This is a genomic window from Coleofasciculus sp. C1-SOL-03 (genome assembly GCF_040220555.1).
Taxonomy (GTDB): domain Bacteria; phylum Cyanobacteriota; class Cyanobacteriia; order Cyanobacteriales; family Coleofasciculaceae; genus Coleofasciculus.
The window spans coordinates 34348-50443 of the sequence record NZ_JAVJUO010000144.1 but is presented as its reverse complement, the minus strand read 5'-3'; the positions used below and the strand labels follow the sequence as shown (position 1 = coordinate 50443).

At 46.4% G+C, this 16096-nt stretch carries 19 protein-coding genes; 10 read left to right on the top strand and 9 right to left on the bottom strand.

Annotation, left to right across the window (positions count from 1 at the left end; genetic code table 11):
* Positions 1-2: 2 nt before the first annotated feature.
* Entirely contained in the window at positions 3-1037 is a 1035-nt protein-coding gene (locus RIE73_RS22985; RefSeq protein ID WP_446403400.1) for an AAA family ATPase, read from the bottom strand.
* Positions 1038-1393: 356 nt separating this feature from the next.
* Between RIE73_RS22985 and RIE73_RS22980 the strand changes: the two genes are divergently transcribed.
* The 3 genes from RIE73_RS22980 to RIE73_RS22970 all read left to right on the top strand — a co-directional run bounded on the left by RIE73_RS22980 (position 1394) and on the right by RIE73_RS22970 (position 3066).
* The gene (locus RIE73_RS22980) at positions 1394-1585 is read left to right on the top strand and encodes a UPF0175 family protein (protein ID WP_446403399.1); all 192 of its coding nucleotides are present in this window, start codon (positions 1394-1396) and stop codon (positions 1583-1585) included.
* Between the two features lie 60 nt (positions 1586-1645).
* Positions 1646-1786, top strand: a complete 141-nt coding sequence (locus RIE73_RS22975) for a hypothetical protein (RefSeq protein WP_446393992.1) — start codon at positions 1646-1648, stop codon at positions 1784-1786.
* 107 nt (positions 1787-1893) lie between these two features.
* On the top strand, positions 1894-3066 hold the full coding sequence (locus tag RIE73_RS22970; protein WP_446403398.1) for an S-layer homology domain-containing protein: 1173 nt from the start codon (positions 1894-1896) through the stop codon (positions 3064-3066).
* Here the strand turns inward: RIE73_RS22970 and RIE73_RS22965 are convergent.
* Positions 3063-3344 carry a hypothetical protein gene (locus RIE73_RS22965; RefSeq protein ID WP_446387450.1) on the bottom strand — a complete coding sequence of 94 codons (282 nt, stop codon included), beginning with the start codon at positions 3342-3344 and terminating at the stop codon, positions 3063-3065. The genes RIE73_RS22970 and RIE73_RS22965 overlap by 4 nt on opposite strands.
* A gap of 248 nt (positions 3345-3592) precedes the next feature.
* A complete protein-coding gene (locus tag RIE73_RS22960; protein ID WP_446386805.1) occupies positions 3593-3802 on the bottom strand; it encodes a helix-turn-helix transcriptional regulator in 210 nt (69 codons plus the stop codon).
* Between the two features lie 158 nt (positions 3803-3960).
* Here RIE73_RS22960 and RIE73_RS22955 point away from each other — a divergent pair, with 158 nt between their 5' ends.
* Positions 3961-4161 carry a hypothetical protein gene (locus tag RIE73_RS22955; RefSeq protein ID WP_446403397.1) on the top strand — a complete coding sequence of 67 codons (201 nt, stop codon included), beginning with the start codon at positions 3961-3963 and terminating at the stop codon, positions 4159-4161.
* 166 nt (positions 4162-4327) lie between these two features.
* Positions 4328-5371, top strand: coding sequence for a glutathione S-transferase family protein (locus RIE73_RS22950; protein ID WP_446403396.1), 1044 nt, complete (start codon positions 4328-4330; stop codon positions 5369-5371).
* Between the two features lie 96 nt (positions 5372-5467).
* Here the strand turns inward: RIE73_RS22950 and RIE73_RS22945 are convergent, their stop codons facing one another.
* The 4 genes from RIE73_RS22945 to RIE73_RS22930 all read right to left on the bottom strand — a co-directional run bounded on the left by RIE73_RS22945 (position 5468) and on the right by RIE73_RS22930 (position 9396).
* Entirely contained in the window at positions 5468-6025 is a 558-nt protein-coding gene (locus RIE73_RS22945) for a cytochrome C (protein ID WP_446403395.1), read from the bottom strand.
* 463 nt (positions 6026-6488) lie between these two features.
* Entirely contained in the window at positions 6489-7397 is a 909-nt protein-coding gene (locus RIE73_RS22940) for an AAA family ATPase (RefSeq protein ID WP_446403394.1), read from the bottom strand.
* A 19-nt stretch (positions 7398-7416) separates the two neighbouring features.
* Positions 7417-8391, bottom strand: a complete 975-nt coding sequence (locus RIE73_RS22935) for a bifunctional riboflavin kinase/FAD synthetase (RefSeq protein ID WP_446403393.1) — start codon at positions 8389-8391, stop codon at positions 7417-7419.
* Positions 8392-8490: 99 nt separating this feature from the next.
* Complete coding sequence (locus tag RIE73_RS22930) at positions 8491-9396, bottom strand: MBL fold metallo-hydrolase (RefSeq protein ID WP_446403392.1); 906 nt, start codon at positions 9394-9396, stop codon at positions 8491-8493.
* A 621-nt stretch (positions 9397-10017) separates the two neighbouring features.
* On the opposite strand from RIE73_RS22930, the gene grxC reads away from it, so the two are divergent.
* The 5 genes from grxC (at position 10018) to RIE73_RS22905 (ending at position 13627) form a co-directional block, all read left to right on the top strand.
* Positions 10018-10296 carry a glutaredoxin 3 gene (grxC, locus tag RIE73_RS22925; RefSeq protein WP_446403391.1) on the top strand — a complete coding sequence of 93 codons (279 nt, stop codon included), beginning with the start codon at positions 10018-10020 and terminating at the stop codon, positions 10294-10296.
* Between the two features lie 144 nt (positions 10297-10440).
* Positions 10441-11418: a glutathione synthase gene (gene gshB, locus RIE73_RS22920; protein ID WP_446403390.1), complete on the top strand. Its 978-nt coding sequence runs from the start codon at positions 10441-10443 to the stop codon at positions 11416-11418.
* A 50-nt stretch (positions 11419-11468) separates the two neighbouring features.
* Positions 11469-12575 carry a Gfo/Idh/MocA family protein gene (locus RIE73_RS22915; protein ID WP_446403389.1) on the top strand — a complete coding sequence of 369 codons (1107 nt, stop codon included), beginning with the start codon at positions 11469-11471 and terminating at the stop codon, positions 12573-12575.
* A 628-nt stretch (positions 12576-13203) separates the two neighbouring features.
* On the top strand, positions 13204-13461 hold the full coding sequence (locus RIE73_RS22910; RefSeq protein ID WP_446403388.1) for a hypothetical protein: 258 nt from the start codon (positions 13204-13206) through the stop codon (positions 13459-13461).
* A gap of 4 nt (positions 13462-13465) precedes the next feature.
* Entirely contained in the window at positions 13466-13627 is a 162-nt protein-coding gene (locus tag RIE73_RS22905) for a hypothetical protein (protein ID WP_446403387.1), read from the top strand.
* A gap of 84 nt (positions 13628-13711) precedes the next feature.
* Here the strand turns inward: RIE73_RS22905 and RIE73_RS22900 are convergent, their stop codons facing one another.
* Positions 13712-14011 (bottom strand): ferredoxin, encoded by a 300-nt coding sequence (locus RIE73_RS22900; RefSeq protein ID WP_446403386.1) that lies wholly within the window; start codon positions 14009-14011, stop codon positions 13712-13714.
* 562 nt (positions 14012-14573) lie between these two features.
* Positions 14574-16088, bottom strand: coding sequence for a glycerol kinase GlpK (gene glpK / locus RIE73_RS22895; protein WP_446403385.1), 1515 nt, complete (start codon positions 16086-16088; stop codon positions 14574-14576).
* Positions 16089-16096: the final 8 nt, after the last annotated feature.

The window sequence follows — 16096 nt, the reverse complement described above, 5'->3', positions numbered from 1 at the left end:
TCTTAATCTTTATCAATTGTTGCCATAGGACTGTTATATGCTTTTTCTAGGATAGTCTTACGATAAGAATATCGAGAGACAGCTTCTGCCACATCTTCCTGGGTGATTTGCCGAGTACCCTGAATAGCACATGACTTACGGATATCGAGACAAACTCGCTCGGCGTCTGCATAAGTTGAGTTGGAGAGATGACTCACAATTTCATTGACTTGTGACGCTTTAAATTTGAGAGGGGCTAGTCTTTTTTTGACCAACTGCTTAAGCTGCTCATTCGTCGGTTTCTCGAAACGAATTATATCATCAAACCTTCTCCAAACGGCTGGATCTAAAGCCTGCTCAAAGTTTGTTGCCGCAATAACCAGTGATCTGCCACTGAAGTTATCCACAATTTGCAGATATGAATTAACAACTCGCTTAATCTCACTATGCTCTGTCGGATCGTCCCGCGAACGACCTATAGCGTCAAACTCATCAAAAAACATCACCCACTGTCCTCTTTGAGCATAGTCAAAGACTCTGCGGAGATTAGCAGCCGTTTCACCTAGCAGTGATGAAACAACCGCATCAAAGCGAACATACAACAGAGGCAGTCCTAATTCTGCGGCAATGGCTTCGGCTGCTGCTGTTTTACCACATCCAGATGGACCACAAAACAAAACCCGTCGCACTGGGAGCAAGCCATTCGCCTCTAGCACTTCCCATTCCCGAAATTCACGCATAAGCCTCTCAATAGAATGCCGGATCTCTTGGCTCAAAATCAGATCATCCAGATAACGGCTCGTCCACTTTGGCTCCAGTAACCCGACTCCCTTGTCAGCATCTCGCGGAATAGGTTCAAACGGTGTCAGATTAGACGGTTGTCCTTGTTCTATATACCCGTTCCCATTCTTCAGTATTCGTTCTAGCTCGTTTGCCAAAACAATATGATGCTTCTTTCTCTCCTGTTCAATAATTTCTGCCGCCGCCTCACGGAAAGCTCGGTCATCACGCTTTTGGTAGCTCTGTAGGAGTTTTTTTAACAGATCTGCTCTTGCCATTGTTCTCTTTATACGCTACCTAAGCGTCGTTAACCTAATAGGAAAAACATAGTTTGCACTATCCTCAACTGTATTTAGGATTTAACTGGAGTTGAGATAGGCTATGGCTTTACTGAATTAGTTCAATTGTACTATACTAAGACTACCAAAACTATTAAGATTTGATGATCAACAGGACGATTATATCCTTTGGCTCAACTGTAGATAGGCTATCATCTTTACGTGCGATCGCCTGATGGACTATTATCACATTTTTACAACGCCTGTATTGCACCCAAGCAGAACATTAATACTATACTTCAAGTCAATTCGTCGCAGATAGAATCAAAGCAAAATTTCCTATCTGAGTAAATAACATGACCAAACTAACTCTAGAAATTCCCGATAACATTGCCGAAGCGTTGCGAGTACCACCAACCAAACGCCTTCCCCGTCTGCGTCAGGAACTTGCTATCCGCTTATACCAAAAGGGAATACTATCCTTCGCTAAAGCCCGAGAACTTGCAGAAATGACTAAATGGCAATTTCACGAGTTGTTTATGATCTAAAAGAATTAGAAGCAGACCTGGAAACACTGGAGTATTTGGGTTGAAGCCCATTAAGCTGATGTGGATTTAAATTGGGTATTCCCTATTCCCTGTTACACACCGAGCGAAGCCGAGGTGTTCCCTGTTCCCTTTGTAGAATTTAATGATGCCAACCTCAATACTGAACAGCTTACTGAAAAGAGCGATCGCGCCTCTACCTAAAGTTATAAACACACCCAATCCAATCATCCTCTTAAGTTAGAGGCATATAGGATTGTATTTTTGCTAAAAGATACCCAATACATCAAAATCTTAGAGGATTGGGTTCTATGAAAAACACTATACTTTATTCTGTCCAACACCTTAAACCAATATTTTCCTGGCTATCTGTGGGACTCTTTGCCAGTGCTGTTGGTGGAAGTATTGCCCCACCTGCAAAGGCACAGAACTACTCAGATATCCAAGGTCATTGGGCGCAACAGTGTATTCAAGGACTGACTCAACAAGGAGTAGTCAGTGGTTATCCGGATCAAACCTTTCGACCCGATAATGTGATTACTCGCGCTGAATATGCGGCGATGATCGACCAGGCATTTCCGAATACCTCCTTAGAACGAAATGCGATTAATTTTAAAGATGTCTCAGCCTCCTATTGGGGTCAAGATGCGATTCAAAATACCTATCGCAAAGGATTTCTCTCTGGATATCCGGGTCAAGTCTTTAAACCCAATGATTTGATTCAACGGGTAGAAGCCTTTGTCGCCCTCGCCAGTGGGTTAGATTATGAGAGTCCGGCTTCCCCGGAATCCTTGCTTAACGCCACATATACGGATGCCCAAGAGATTCCTGAATACGCCGAAGGGAAAATTGCCGCCGCCACTAAAAAAGAGATTCTTATCAGTCCTCCCAAGCCAAATGTGCGACTGATGGGACCTACTGATCCGGCGACACGGGCGCAAGTTGCTGCCGCATTATGTCAAGTTAAAAATGTGTCCGGTGTCCCCAATCGTTACGTCGTGAATGCCCAGCAACCCGAAGACAATTCTCCTATCGCCCTCAGCCAAACCTGCACCAATGAGGCGGTGGGTTATACAGTCAATTATCCCCAAGGTTGGGTGACAAATTCGGGATCGGTGGTGGAACAGTGTAAGGTTTTTGATCCAGAATCAATTTCATTACCTGAACAATCTGAAAGTTTCGATGAAGCTGTGCATATCCGAGTTGATCGGGTTCCCTTTGAACGGGTAGCGAGTACGGATAACCAGTCGAGTCAAGAACTTTCTCGCCGTCAGACGACTATTGATGGGTATCAAGCGGTAGTTGTTGAAAATAAAGCTACAGGGATAGGATTAATCCCTGAGGGAGTTCGGTCTTATTTATACTTCGTCGATCTCGATGGGCAAACTCTGATTGGAACAACCTATGATATGCAAGGTCAACGCTATCAACGCAATAAACAAGTATTAGACCAGATGATGAATAGCCTGAGTTTTAACCGTTAAAGTTTCTTCGGTAACTCGCTATCCACTTCAGGAAAATAGCGGCGGATTACGGAACAATCAAATTTTGACAGGATAGACGAGGCGGGTTCACGTTCCAGTAGGAATTCAAACGCCGCCTCGACTAATTGTTCAGGTGAAACTTTACCTTGTGACCATTGGTTATAGTCGGATTGACTGAGGGTGACATCGTAGTTATACTCGCGATCATTTTCTAGTTTCACTTGATAAGACCAGCCGTTGTCACGTTCAGTTGCGGATTGGATGGTGATGTTAGCCATATCTACCGTTTGTCTGGTGTGCTTTGGTGTTGGATGATCAGCAGGACAACCCAACAGTAGCTAGACTATCATCCCTGGATGCGATCTATCTGTAGTGGACTGACACAGCTAAAATCGTGGAATAGATTTGACGTTTAAACCGGGCGCAAGCCTTGCGCCCCTACAATTCTAATCCACCAAATAAGGTGTATCACGCCGCCATCGTGTGTTAGCGGAGCGTAACGCACCGCATAATAAGTTAGTCCCAACTAAATATGCCACTCGGCTAACTCTTCCAAGGTGAGGTTTAGTAAATCACACAATATTTTCATTTGTGCAGGATATAGCTTGGGAATATGCCTGCCAGCTTCCCAGTTTTGCACCGTTGTTATCGTTACATCTAATTCATGAGCCAGTTGCCGTTGCGTCAAATTTAACGATTCTCGTCGTTGTTTCAGCTTTTCTCCCAAATTAGCCATTGCTACCTGATACATAAACCACTTAACTCAGTTGACTTGGTTAAGTTTTCCATTTAAGATGAAGGCATAGTTTCAAACAGTCAGAAAGCCAGTGCATCCCGGCTACCAACCTCTTAGCACTGGCTCTGACTCCAATTTCAGATGGAGACAAGTCAATTATGCCTTATAAAGAACGCCTTTATCCTTGGGTGCTGGTTCGCCTGCTACCCAAAATGCAAGGAGTCACTGTAGCACAGTATCGTAGCCGTTCCGATGCTGACGGTCATTTGTGCATACTCCGTCGTCTGATGCCGAATGCCCAATTTGTGGTGATGTTTAATCCTGGCTTACCACCAGAGTATCAGCCGAACTCGCGCTAGTGGTGTGACACAGCTTAAATCGTGGAATAGATTTTACGGTTAAATCGGGCGCACGTCGGTACGTAAAAGGGCGCACGGAGGGTGCGCCCCTACAATTTCTGAATGTAAGCGTCATCTATTAAATTAGATGTGTCACGCCAGTAGGATACAATTCAATTCTTCACTCATGGCAACATCTTCTTGGAAACCTAAAGGTACATCTCTCCCCTCAACCATAATTATCCGGTTGGGCAAGTTTGTCTGGACGACAATGTGGCAGATTATGATGTCCAAACTAGCACCGCCCAGCAAAAAGGGAGAATACATTCGCCCAGAGAGTCAGTTTAGACAGGCGATTGGTACAGACGCCGGAAATCCCTATCCACCCGCCCCAGGGCGCTATACTCTGTTTGTCGGACTCGGATGTCCTTGGGCGCATCGGACGCTGGTTGTTAGGGCGCTGAAGGGATTGGATGAGGTGATTGGAGTATCGATTGTATCGCCGTCTTCAGATCAGGGAATCTGGGTGTTTGAGAAACCCGAAGAGGGCTGTCACACGTTGCCGGAATTATACCAGTTAGCCCAATCCGGTTACAGTGGGCGTTCCACGGTTCCCGTATTGTGGGATAACCAGACGAAGACAATTGTTAATAATGAGAGTGCCGAGATTATCGTCATGCTCAACTCTCAGTTTAATCAGTTCGCGAAGAATGCTGCACTGGACTTGTATCCAGAGGATCTGAAGTCCGCGATCGCTGAGTGGAATGATAAAATTTACCATACGGTGAATAATGGGGTATATCGCTGCGGTTTTGCCCAATCTCAAGAGGCTTATGATCAAGCCTGTGATGAATTGTTTACGACACTCAATGAAATTGATGCGGTGTTAGAGACGAATCGCTATTTATGTGGGGATAGAGTGACGTTGGCAGATGTGCGTCTATTTACAACCCTATTCCGCTTTGATATTGTGTATTACGGACTCTTTAAGTGCAATCGTCGCCGGATTAAAGACTATCAAAACCTAGGCGCTTACCTGCGCGATTTGTATCAGCTTCCGGGCGTTGCCGATACCTGTGATTTGGAGAGTGTTAAGCGAGATTATTACGGCAATCTGTTTCCGCTGAATCCTGGCGGAATTATCCCCAGTGGTCCCGATGTATCCAACCTAATGGAATCCCATAATCGAGAAACGGTGGGTAAAGTCTCAGCGAGCAGCTCAATCAACTAATTTAGGGGCTGCTGTAGGGAGTTTTATGGTAAGGGGAGGAAATAGGGAACAGTCAACAGGCAACAGTTTCAACCCACTGTTGGGGGAATCTCATCCCTACGGTGAATCTTCCCACTCTGGTGTTAAACGCCGATAGTTATAATCACTTGCCCCTGGATGACAACTGATGCACCCAGCCGCTGTCAATGTCGGAGGTAGATCAACACGCGGATGAAGTGCTTTAAAATACCGTGATTCAGTCACGCGAAAGGGTGTTTGCTCATCTTCGGCTAAAGGACGAGAAAAGGTGCGTAAATAATTCCAGACAATAAAGATAAACGGGCGCGGAATCTGCTCTAACCGTTGTCCATAATGCTGTTCGGGTTCTAATAGCAGAGTTTCCCAGGTTTGAGTTGGCATGACTTCGGGGGGTAAAGCAACATGACAACTGCCACAGTTTTCCAGGTACAGTTTTAATCCAGTTTGATAGCGCTCTGGAATGGGGTCAATGGTGCCAATCGCCACCAGTGTTGCTGAATTCGGGGGTTTGGGTGTTTCTGCGGCTCTTAAAACCCCTGCCATACCGCCGCCGAGGAGGATACTCCACACCAGTACAAGTACAAATAAAACAGCTTGCGATCGCAGATTTTTATGTTGCCGAATTTTTAACCCCACAGGCTTTACCCTAACTCGAACACCGGACGTTTTTATTGAACATTGGGAGATCCCCCCAAACCCCCCTTCAAAAGGGGGGCTTAAGCCTCAGCTTTGACCCTCCAAAAATGTATCAGGGTCAATTCCCGATTCCCGCAGTCGCTGAAGTAATGATTCTAACCTAGTTTCTGCTTCCTCAGCCCTAGATTCAGCCTCCTCAGCTCGCTGTCGCTCTTGTTCCGCCTCAGTCAGAATCCAGTTGCCCTCTGCATCATGCCAACGTAAGGAATCCGTAAAATCTGTTCATATTCCCTTGAGGGAAAAATCGTAGGGGCGGGTTTAGGGACTTAATTCAGATATCCATCAATAAATGTTCAACAAAACCCGCCCTCCCTCACCGATAAATGAGCAACACAACCCGCCCTTCGTCGTAACCGAGATAATTTTGTAGCAAGCTTTTATGACAATTTGCCACGAGTTCCTCTTACGGAATTGCCACAGAACGCAATAACTGTTCAACAATCGGCTTCGCCTGTCGTCCCCCTGCTGCCATGAGACGATGAGACAGAACATGAGGTGCCAGCATTTTCACATCATCGGGAATTGCGTAATTTCGCCCGTCCAAAAATGCGAATGCTTGCGCCGCCCGTTGTAATGCCACAGTCCCTCGGGGACTGACTCCCAATACCACATCTTCCGCCTCACGAGATGCCCGTACTAAGTCGAGAATATATTGCTGTAACTCCCGTTCAACTTGCACCTGTTGACAAAGACGCTGTAACTCCAAAACATCCTCAGTTGAAATACAGGGTTTAAGTTCCGAAAGCACCATCCCCCCCTGATGCAGTTGCAGCATTTGCAGTTCTTCCTCAGGCGTCGGATAGCCTAGGGATAAGGATAGGGTGAACCGGTCCATTTGCGCCTCTGGTAAGGGAAACGTCCCATGATACTCAATCGGATTTTGAGTAGCAATCACAAAAAAGGGTTGGGGAACGTTACGAGATTTCCCATCTACAGTCACTTGCCGTTCTTCCATCACTTCCAGTAAAGCCGACTGCGTGCGTGGGGTTGCCCGGTTAATTTCATCCGTCAGTAGAATATTGGCAAAGACTGGACCGGCGAGAAATTCAAATTCACGGCTACTGGGATTCCAGATATTCGTCCCGGTGATGTCCGCCGGTAAAAGGTCAGGTGTACATTGAATTCGCTGGAATTGTCCATTAATGGAACGTGCCAAGGATTTTGCCAGCAGGGTTTTACCGACTCCAGGCACATCCTCTAACAAAGCATGACCGCCTGAGAGCAAAGCAACCAGGACTAAACGAATGGCATCAGCTTTACCCACAATCGTCTGAGCCAGATTTTCTTTGAGTTGCTCAATCCGTTCTCTCATTACCCTTCCCCATTCCTTATTACTGGGTCTCAAAAAAAGTTCTCGCTGCCGCACAGTCAGCCTGGATTTGCCTCCTCAGGTCATCTAGGGACGCAAACTTTTGTTCGGGTCGCAAAAACTGCTCTAGGCTCACCGTTATGGTCTGTCCGTATAAATCACCAGACCAATTTAGCAGGTGAATCTCAACTGTCAAGCAGGTTCCCTTGACGGTAGGACGTTCTCCAATATTCATTACACCCCATTGCTCCGACAATGAGGGACTATTGACGCGCACACAGTAAACCCCGTTGCGGGGTAAAAACTTGTCGGGAAACCATTCCAGATTGGCAGTGGGAAATCCGATAGTTCTGCCTAATTGCTGCCCTTTGACAACTTGACCCATAATGCTGTAAGGACGACCCAATAAGCGATTAGCTTTGAGGATATCTCCTTGCTCTAAGGATTGGCGAATTTGGGAACTACTGATCCGTTCCCCTTGACAGGTTTGGATGGTCACAATACTAACTTGAACCTGGTATGTAGCTGCGATCGCCTGCAAGTCCTTCGCGGTTCCCGTCCGGCGATATCCGAAGCGAAAATCCTCTCCGATACTGACATGAGTGACTCGCAATTGCTCAATTAATATCTTGTCCACGAATTGTTCTGGACTTAATGCCGCCAGTTCTCGATCAAAGGGCAGCAGTACCAGTTGTTCAATGCCTAAGCGCTTTAACTGGTCTACTTTTTCCGGCTTGGGTGTCAATAGCTTCCAGGGTTGACCGGAAAAAAATTCACGGGGATGGGGATAAAAGGTTGCCAACGTCGGGTAAATATGCTTACCTTCCCGATTAACCCTCTCTTGAGGATTTATCGGCTCAGACGGATTGGGTAAAAGGGTAGAGTGCTGCAAAATAGGCTGAATTACCTGTTGATGCCCTCGGTGAATGCCGTCAAAGTTTCCTAGGGCAACAGCAGTTGGTGTTAAAGCAGTGGCAAGAGAAGAAGTAACCCACACGCTTTACATTTTTACACATTCTCGCAGTCGTGGCTAGATCTTGACCGACTCTTTGGCGGCGAGTTAGCTCCCCGACGGCTTAAACACATTGAGGATCGGCTAGCCAACAGACGCTTTTGCCTCTTGTTGCAGGGAGACTGGCTCGGAGACAGCCGACTCCACCAAAGAAATGGACAAACCCTCACGAGCCATAACGGTATTGCGAAAGTGTTGAATGGCTTCTTCGCCAATTCGATCCAAGAAATCATCGTTGTGTAAGGGGTCGTGGTGAAAAATAACCAATGTTTTCACGTTAGCGGCTTTGGCTAACTTAATGCCTTCTTGCCAAGTCGAATGCCCCCACCCCACTTTGCTCGTTGCCGGAGAATAGTATTCGGTATCTGTGTAAGTGGCGTCGTAAATCAGCACATCCACATCCTGAATCAGTTTTAAGATATTTTGATCTAAACCACTCTCTCGATGTTCAGTATCGGTGATGTAGGCGGCTGAATGTCCCCGCCAATTCACTCTATATCCCACTGCTTCACCAGGATGGTTGAGCAAGGTATTTGCGACGGTAATCTCGCCAATCTCAACGCTTTCGCCAATCTCTAGGTCATAGAACTGCAAATCAGCTTGCATGACTTGTAACGGGACAGGAAAATTGGGGTGGAGCATCTGGTCAGTGAGGCGTTGCTTAATCGTAGTACCATTCGGCGCGATCGCTCCATAGATACGGAAACGATTACTTTTGATAAACGCCGGCACAAAGAAGGGAAACCCTTGAATATGATCCCAGTGGGAGTGGGTAAAAAACAGATGAGCCTCCACTGGCATTTGTGACAACATGGACTGTCCCAACACCCGCAAACCCGTACCCCCATCAAAAATTAATCGTTCTTTACCCACGCGCATTTCCACACAAGGGGTATTCCCGCCATAGCGAACCGTTTCCGGACCTGGACAGGCAATACTTCCTCTAACGCCCCAAAAGTGAATTGTGAATCCGTTGTGCTGACTAGACATAATTTTTCCTTGCAGGCTTTTTCAGGCAGTCCATTGGTAATATTTAATCAGGTTGATGAGGAGTCTTTTGCATCCAATTCCCACCGTCTTAACATCTCCACCGACCTGGAGTAATCATCAACACATCCTTGCTAACGGTAGGCAACCCCACAAAACTCCCGGCGGGATTTAAATAGAATAGTCATCTGGCAGAAGGCTATAAGGAACATAATGTAGCTGCTTTTAAGGAGCTTGTTAACTGGTTAGTATTTGAAGCCGCGCTGCACTAGCTACTATATCTGATGCTAGTTCCTTACGGATTAGCATCACAGTTGGAGACGCTCTACCTCATGTTATACCTACTGTTTTCCACAGCCTAACAAGTTTGGTTAAACTCTGTCTGGCATTTGCGGCAACACCAATATGTGATTTTGATCACTTTTTAGCTCACATTGAGCGTTGAATAAATTGTTTGAGATCAATTGAGATGGGTTGGTCATGGAACAATCCTATAGGGGCGAGCTAAAATTAGCTTACCTTATCAATCAATTTTAACGGCTGAATAGGTGGGGCGGGTGAGCGTGGGGTTTCCGGCGAAGAAAGCTAAAATTTAAGAAATGTTGCTGACGTTGAGAAAAGATAATGGAACCCAAGGTCGAAATTTATACTTGGAGCCGCTGCCCCTACTGTATGCGAGCAAAAGGGCTGCTCAATGAAAAGGGCATTGAGTTTACCGAATATTGTATCGATGGCGATGAACAGGCACGAGAGCAAATGACACAACGAGCCAATGGACGCCGTTCTCTGCCACAAATTTTTATCAATGACCACCATATTGGGGGTTGCGACGACCTGTATGGGTTAGAACTACAAGGTGAACTAGATACCTTACTGCAAGACGGAGCAGGGGCGAGTCATTGATCATTGGTGTCAACTTGCCAAAAGCAGGGGGAGCATGTAGAGACGCGCCATGGCGCGTCTGGGAGATGAGGAAAGGATTCCCCAATCCCCAAAATGGTACTATTAGCCGCAACCTGTTATTAATCACCGAGGTAGGATTCCAGCGTGAAATTTGCGTTTATCATTGACCCGCTCTCAAAGCTCAATCCCAGTCATGATACGAGCGTGGCACTCATGGAAGCCGCCCAAGCCTTGGGTCATGACGTTTGGGTTACTCAGGCTCAAAAGCTAACGGTTGTCAATAATCAAGCATGGGCAAATCTAGAGAAGGTGCAGCTAATCCCAGCCGAACTGGTTGAGGGACGTTGGGTTGTTAGCGAACGCTGGTACGCGATCTCGGATACGGCGTCCTTTCCTTTAGAGGATATGGATGTCGTTTTTATGCGAACTGACCCCCCCGTGACTATTCCCTACCTCTATGCAACCTATATTCTTGACTACATTAACCCGAAAAAGACTCAGGTCATCAATACGCCGACGGGGTTGCGACGGGCAAATGAGAAAATGTACGCCCTTCAGTTTCAGGAGGTGATTCCGGAAACTATTGTTAGCCAGGATAAGTTGACCATCCAGAAATTCGTCGAAAAACAAGGATCAGCCGTGCTTAAACCCTTAGGAGGTAAAGCTGGGGAAGGGATTCTGTTTTTAGAAGCAGGCGATCGCAACTTTAATTCCCTGGTAGAAGTTAGCACTAAATGGGGATATGAACCCGTCATGGTGCAAACCTATCTTCCGGCTGCCAAAGCGGGAGATAAGCGAATCATCCTTCTCAATGGTGACCCGATGGGGGCAGTTAATCGCATTCCCACGGGCAGCGAATTTCGCGGCAATATGGCGGTTGGGGGTCGAGTGGCGGCGACAGAAATTACAGCGCAAGAGCAAAAAATTTGTGCGTTGCTCAAGCCCCAGTTGCAACAAGATGGCTTGTATTTTGTGGGAATTGATGTGATTGGTGGCTATCTCACCGAGGTGAATGTTACCAGTCCCACAGGTATCCGCGAGATTGACCAACTTAATGGTACGTGCTTAGGCAAAGACGTGATTGCCTGGGTTGAACAAACAAAACTAGCTGATGAGTTATGAATTAAAATTTTTTCTCGCCTGTTCCCTGTTCCCTGTTCCCTAAAAGACAAATGACAAATCACATTGGAGTTGCTGTAATCGGTACCGGATTTGGACAGAAAATTCATATCCCAGGTTTTCAGATTCACCCCCGCACAAAGGTGGTAGCGGTTTATAATCCTCACCTGGATAAAGCCAAGTCGGTAGCTGAATCTCATAATATTCCCCAAGCGAGCGATCGCCTAGAAGATATCCTGGCAATGCCCGATGTGCAAGCGGTGAGTATTTCTACCCCACCCTTTCTCCACTACGACATGGCGCAGCAGGTGTTGCAAGCCGGAAAACATCTGTTATTGGAAAAACCAATGACCCTCTGTGCCACCGAAACGCGAGATCTCTATCACCTCGCCCATAAGCAAGGGGTAGTGGCGATGCCAGATTTTGAATTTCGCTTTGTTCCCCCATGGCAACTCTTGGCAGAACAGTTAAAATCTGGCTTTGTTGGTCAAAAGCGTTTAATTAAAATTGACTGGTTAGTCTCCAGTCGTGCCAACCCACAACGGGCTTGGAACTGGTACGCCCAGAAAGAGAAGGGCGGCGGTGCATTAGGCGCTGTGGCGTCTCATTCGTTTGATTACATTAATTGGCTGTTTGGTTCGGTACGTCGGTTGTGCGCCCAACTGAATACAGCCATTCCTGAACGCCCTGATCCGAGTGAAGGGGGGAAACTAAAACCTGTGGACGCCGATGATACGGGGTTGTTGATGCTGGAATTAGCCGATGGTACACCTTGCCAACTTTGCATCAGTTCCGTTACTTATAATGGGCGGGGGCATTTTGTCGAAGTTTATGGCGATCGCGGCACCTTAGTTTTGGGCAGTTCCAACCAAAACGATTATGTCCATGGATTTCAGCTTTGGGCTGCCCCGGCTGGGGAATCGTTGGCAGAGGTGGACATTCCCAAACGACTGGCATTTCCCCAAGTTTACCCGGATGGGCGTTTAGCCCCCTTCATTCGGGTTGTGGATCAGTGGGTTCAAAGCATTGATGCGGGTAAAGCGATGATTCCTTCACTGGCAGAAGGAGTCTATTCCCAATTATTAATGGATTTAACTCATCAATCGCATCAACAGAACAGTTGGGTAGATGTGCCTAGTTTATCCAGTTTTTTAGCTTAGTGCCGTGGCACAGCTAATTTGATGGATTAGCCTCATACCCAGCAACTTTAGGGGCGCAAAGCCTTGCGCCCGATTGTTATAGCAGAAGGTAAAAGTAATGGTTATAATAGGGTGATATTCCGTAGCATTCGTTACATTTTCCCGGTTTTATCGTCACAAACAGAAATGAGTAATCATTTTACTTCGGAATCAAATTTCCCCAAGTAATTTGATAGCTTGAGAGAATAATTGAGGTGTTTTAATTTAATTGATGAGAAGAATAATTAGGTGTAAACATTCATTTAAAGTATGAGTAAAGATAACCCAAAAACTCTGTGAATCTTCCATGAAGACAAAAAATTACAAGCCCTTAAAAACCCATCCCCACTAGGGGTATATTCATGAAATCTTTATAGAGCAAGGAATTGAGGGTTATGCCCCATAGGGAAGGTCGATGGCAGCAAACTGAAGAACTTAGGAACTCGAGCCGCACTTCATGAGTCGAGTAATGTTAAGGTAAGAATGAAATGTCTTGATTTCCGTGCCTGTTGAGGTTGAAAAAAATTCACCCATGTCACAGCCTACTATGAATACGTGTTCCCAAATTCAATGCCCTTTTTGCGATGCCAATTCTGCTGAGGGCGGATGTATGCGATATAGCCATCCTACTCAATGTCATTTAACCTCGATGTTTGAGTTTGACTCGGATGGTAAGTGGTTATTTGCTACCGCCGAAAGTGAACTCCAAGAGATTCAAACTCTCAATAATCGCTTTATCAATAAAGACAAAGCAAGTCGAAAACAACTCCAGCAATTCAAGAAAAAGTCTTCTAGAAGCCTAGAGTTACCCATTCCACAGGCAATACCTCATCCCAGAACCGAAACACAGCTACAACTGGGAGGCTAAGTCATTGTTCATTGTTGATTGTTCATTGTTGATTGTTCGTTGGTGGCTGTTTGGAGATAGTTTAGTCTCTCAACAGCTTGACTCGAGTCTTGCTTTGGGCGAAGAAATGAGTTTGTATGCTCATGCCAGCGATGAGAAAGCGGCGTATTCATTCGATGTACTGTAAGCAGGAACACCGTTTTTTTGTGTTCCTGCTTTCCTAATTGATGGATTAGGCGACTGAGTTAACGCCTGAGCAATATTGACAGAATTAGTACAGTTCTTCTTCTTGGTGAGTGATGATGGTGCAGTCAGATTTAGGATAAGCTACACAGGTCAAAATATATCCAGCTTCAATCTGATCATCATCTAAGAAAGACTGGTCAGACTGATCGATTTCACCACTGACGAGTTTACCAGCACAGGTAGAACAGGCGCCAGCACGACAAGAATAGGGTAAATCCAGACCCTGCTCTTCCGCCACATCGAGAATGTACTCGTCATCAGGTACTTCAATAGTTGTATCCAAGCCTTCAGCTTCGTTCTTTAAGGTGACTTTGTAACTTGCCATTTGTGTTCCTCTCTATTACTCTGAAGCAGCAGAATCAATTGTGCCTTAGTATACTGACCAAGCTAGCATCAGCTAATTGGCAAACATTTTCTGCCTCACTTCTGATACTACGAAAAAAAGTTAAAAAGTTTAAACAGGATTAGGAATGAAAGTGTTAATTGAATATTAAATTAGTTATTCTTATAGGTACACCAACCCATTCGTATCCAGATAGGCGGGGTATTATTATCCCAGTCAATGACCGTCTTGACAAGGGTTTGCCTGGTTTTCTATTTACGCTATTGACGGATTCCAGCCTCGATTAATCAGTATTAGTTATATTTATAATTAAGTTCGATGATTTGTACTTACATACAAATGAACTCCCCCGCCTGCGGCGAGAACGGGGAAGTCTAGTACAAGAAGGCAGAAGTCCGAAGGCTCCAGGGCAGAAGGCTATGAGGCTTATGGTAAGAGCTTCCCAGACGTAGCATGCTACGTCTGGGAAGCTGGGGGAGATATTAAGCTGTTGGCGTTATTTCTGCCTTCTTGCACTAGAGTGGATCAATTTTTGCTGAGGATGTCACTCTACCCAATGCTTGGCACGTTCCACGGCTTTCTGCCAATCGATAAAATTATCCTGGGCAGGTTTTGCACCCTCTCCCGGTTCAAATGTCCGTTCGATGGCGGTTTGGTCAACGAGCTTATGGTAATCATCCCAGAAGCCAACGGCTAACCCTGCACCAAATGCCGCACCTTGCGCTGTCGCATCAAGAACGGCGGGGCGTTCCACGGGAATGTTGAGGACATCGGCTTGAAACTGCATTAAGAAGTTATTCTGAGACGCACCACCGTCTACTTTCAGGAGTTCGATGGGGGTGTCGCCATCTTTGTTCATGGCATCAACGACTTCTCGGACTTGATAGGCGATCGCTTCCAATACCGCCCTTACCATATGTTCCCGCTTGACACCACCTGTAATACCCAGAAATGCACCTCTGGCACTCATATCCCAGTGAGGGGCACCCAAACCACTGAGGGCGGGCACAAAATAGATGCCATTGGTATCTTCGACTTGACGGGCTAGGGGTTCAGTTTCGGCAGCCGACTCAATCAGTTGTAAACCATCTCGCAGCCACTGAATACAAGCCCCGGTGGTGAACATCGCCCCTTCTAGGGCAAAAGCCACATCCGTACCACTGCCATTTGCGGCATTTGTCCAGGCGACGGTGGAAAGGAGTCGATTGCCCGATCGCGTTACTTCTTTGCCCGTATAGGAAATGAGGAAGCAGCCTGTACCGTAAGTACATTTGAGCATACCCGGGCGATCGCAACCGTGGGCAAACAGTGCCGCTTGTTGGTCGCCGAAAATCGCCATAATCGGAATTTCTTCCCCTAACAAACTGGGTTCCGTTTTGCCAAACAGTCCCATACTGGGTTGAATTTGGGGCAAAATCTGAGCCGGAATGCCAAATAAATCCAGCAGACTGTGATCCCAATCCTGATTGGCGAGATTCATCAGCATGGTGCGGCTGGCATTACTGTGATCAGTAACGTGGACTTTACCTCCGGTGAGATTCCAGAGAATCCAGGTATCAATGGTGCCAGCTAAGACATTATCGAAATTCGTATCCGGTTTTTCCTGGCGCACCCAATTCAGCAGCCATTCTAATTTCGTGGCTGAGAAATAAGCATCCAGGACTAATCCTGTACGTTGTTGAATATCCGCATCACGCCCCTGTTGGCTTAACTCCCGACATCGCGCCGCCGTGCGTCGATCTTGCCAAACGATCGCATTATGCAACGGTTCCCCTGTGGTTTTATCCCAGAGTAAACAGGTTTCGCGCTGTACGGTTAAACCAATCGCCGCAATCTCTGAAGCTGACACCCCCTGATCCTGTAAGACTTGCTGCATACAGTCACGAGTATCCCGCCAAATTTCCTGGGGATCATGTTCCAACCAACCGGGTTGGGGGTAGTGTTGGGTGAATTCCTGATAAACTTGTCCCGCGATCGCACCTTGTTTGTCAAATAGAATCGCTCGGTTCCCTGTCGTACCGAGGTCAAGGGCGAGAACGTATTTAGCGTTAGTCGTCATCACACATT

Coding starts and splice junctions, on each gene's coding strand:
- glpK (WP_446403385.1), bottom strand. CDS start 16,088: ATGACGACTAACGCTAAATACGTTCTCGCCCTTGACCTCGGTACGACA.
- RIE73_RS22915 (WP_446403389.1), top strand. CDS start 11,469: ATGACAAATCACATTGGAGTTGCTGTAATCGGTACCGGATTTGGACAG.
- RIE73_RS22910 (WP_446403388.1), top strand. CDS start 13,204: ATGCGATATAGCCATCCTACTCAATGTCATTTAACCTCGATGTTTGAG.
- RIE73_RS22960 (WP_446386805.1), bottom strand. CDS start 3,802: ATGGCTAATTTGGGAGAAAAGCTGAAACAACGACGAGAATCGTTAAAT.
- RIE73_RS22955 (WP_446403397.1), top strand. CDS start 3,961: ATGCCTTATAAAGAACGCCTTTATCCTTGGGTGCTGGTTCGCCTGCTA.
- RIE73_RS22965 (WP_446387450.1), bottom strand. CDS start 3,344: ATGGCTAACATCACCATCCAATCCGCAACTGAACGTGACAACGGCTGG.
- RIE73_RS22950 (WP_446403396.1), top strand. CDS start 4,328: ATGGCAACATCTTCTTGGAAACCTAAAGGTACATCTCTCCCCTCAACC.
- RIE73_RS22930 (WP_446403392.1), bottom strand. CDS start 9,396: ATGTCTAGTCAGCACAACGGATTCACAATTCACTTTTGGGGCGTTAGA.
- RIE73_RS22980 (WP_446403399.1), top strand. CDS start 1,394: ATGACCAAACTAACTCTAGAAATTCCCGATAACATTGCCGAAGCGTTG.
- RIE73_RS22940 (WP_446403394.1), bottom strand. CDS start 7,397: ATGAGAGAACGGATTGAGCAACTCAAAGAAAATCTGGCTCAGACGATT.
- RIE73_RS22985 (WP_446403400.1), bottom strand. CDS start 1,037: ATGGCAAGAGCAGATCTGTTAAAAAAACTCCTACAGAGCTACCAAAAG.
- RIE73_RS22900 (WP_446403386.1), bottom strand. CDS start 14,011: ATGGCAAGTTACAAAGTCACCTTAAAGAACGAAGCTGAAGGCTTGGAT.
- RIE73_RS22970 (WP_446403398.1), top strand. CDS start 1,894: ATGAAAAACACTATACTTTATTCTGTCCAACACCTTAAACCAATATTT.
- grxC (WP_446403391.1), top strand. CDS start 10,018: ATGGAACCCAAGGTCGAAATTTATACTTGGAGCCGCTGCCCCTACTGT.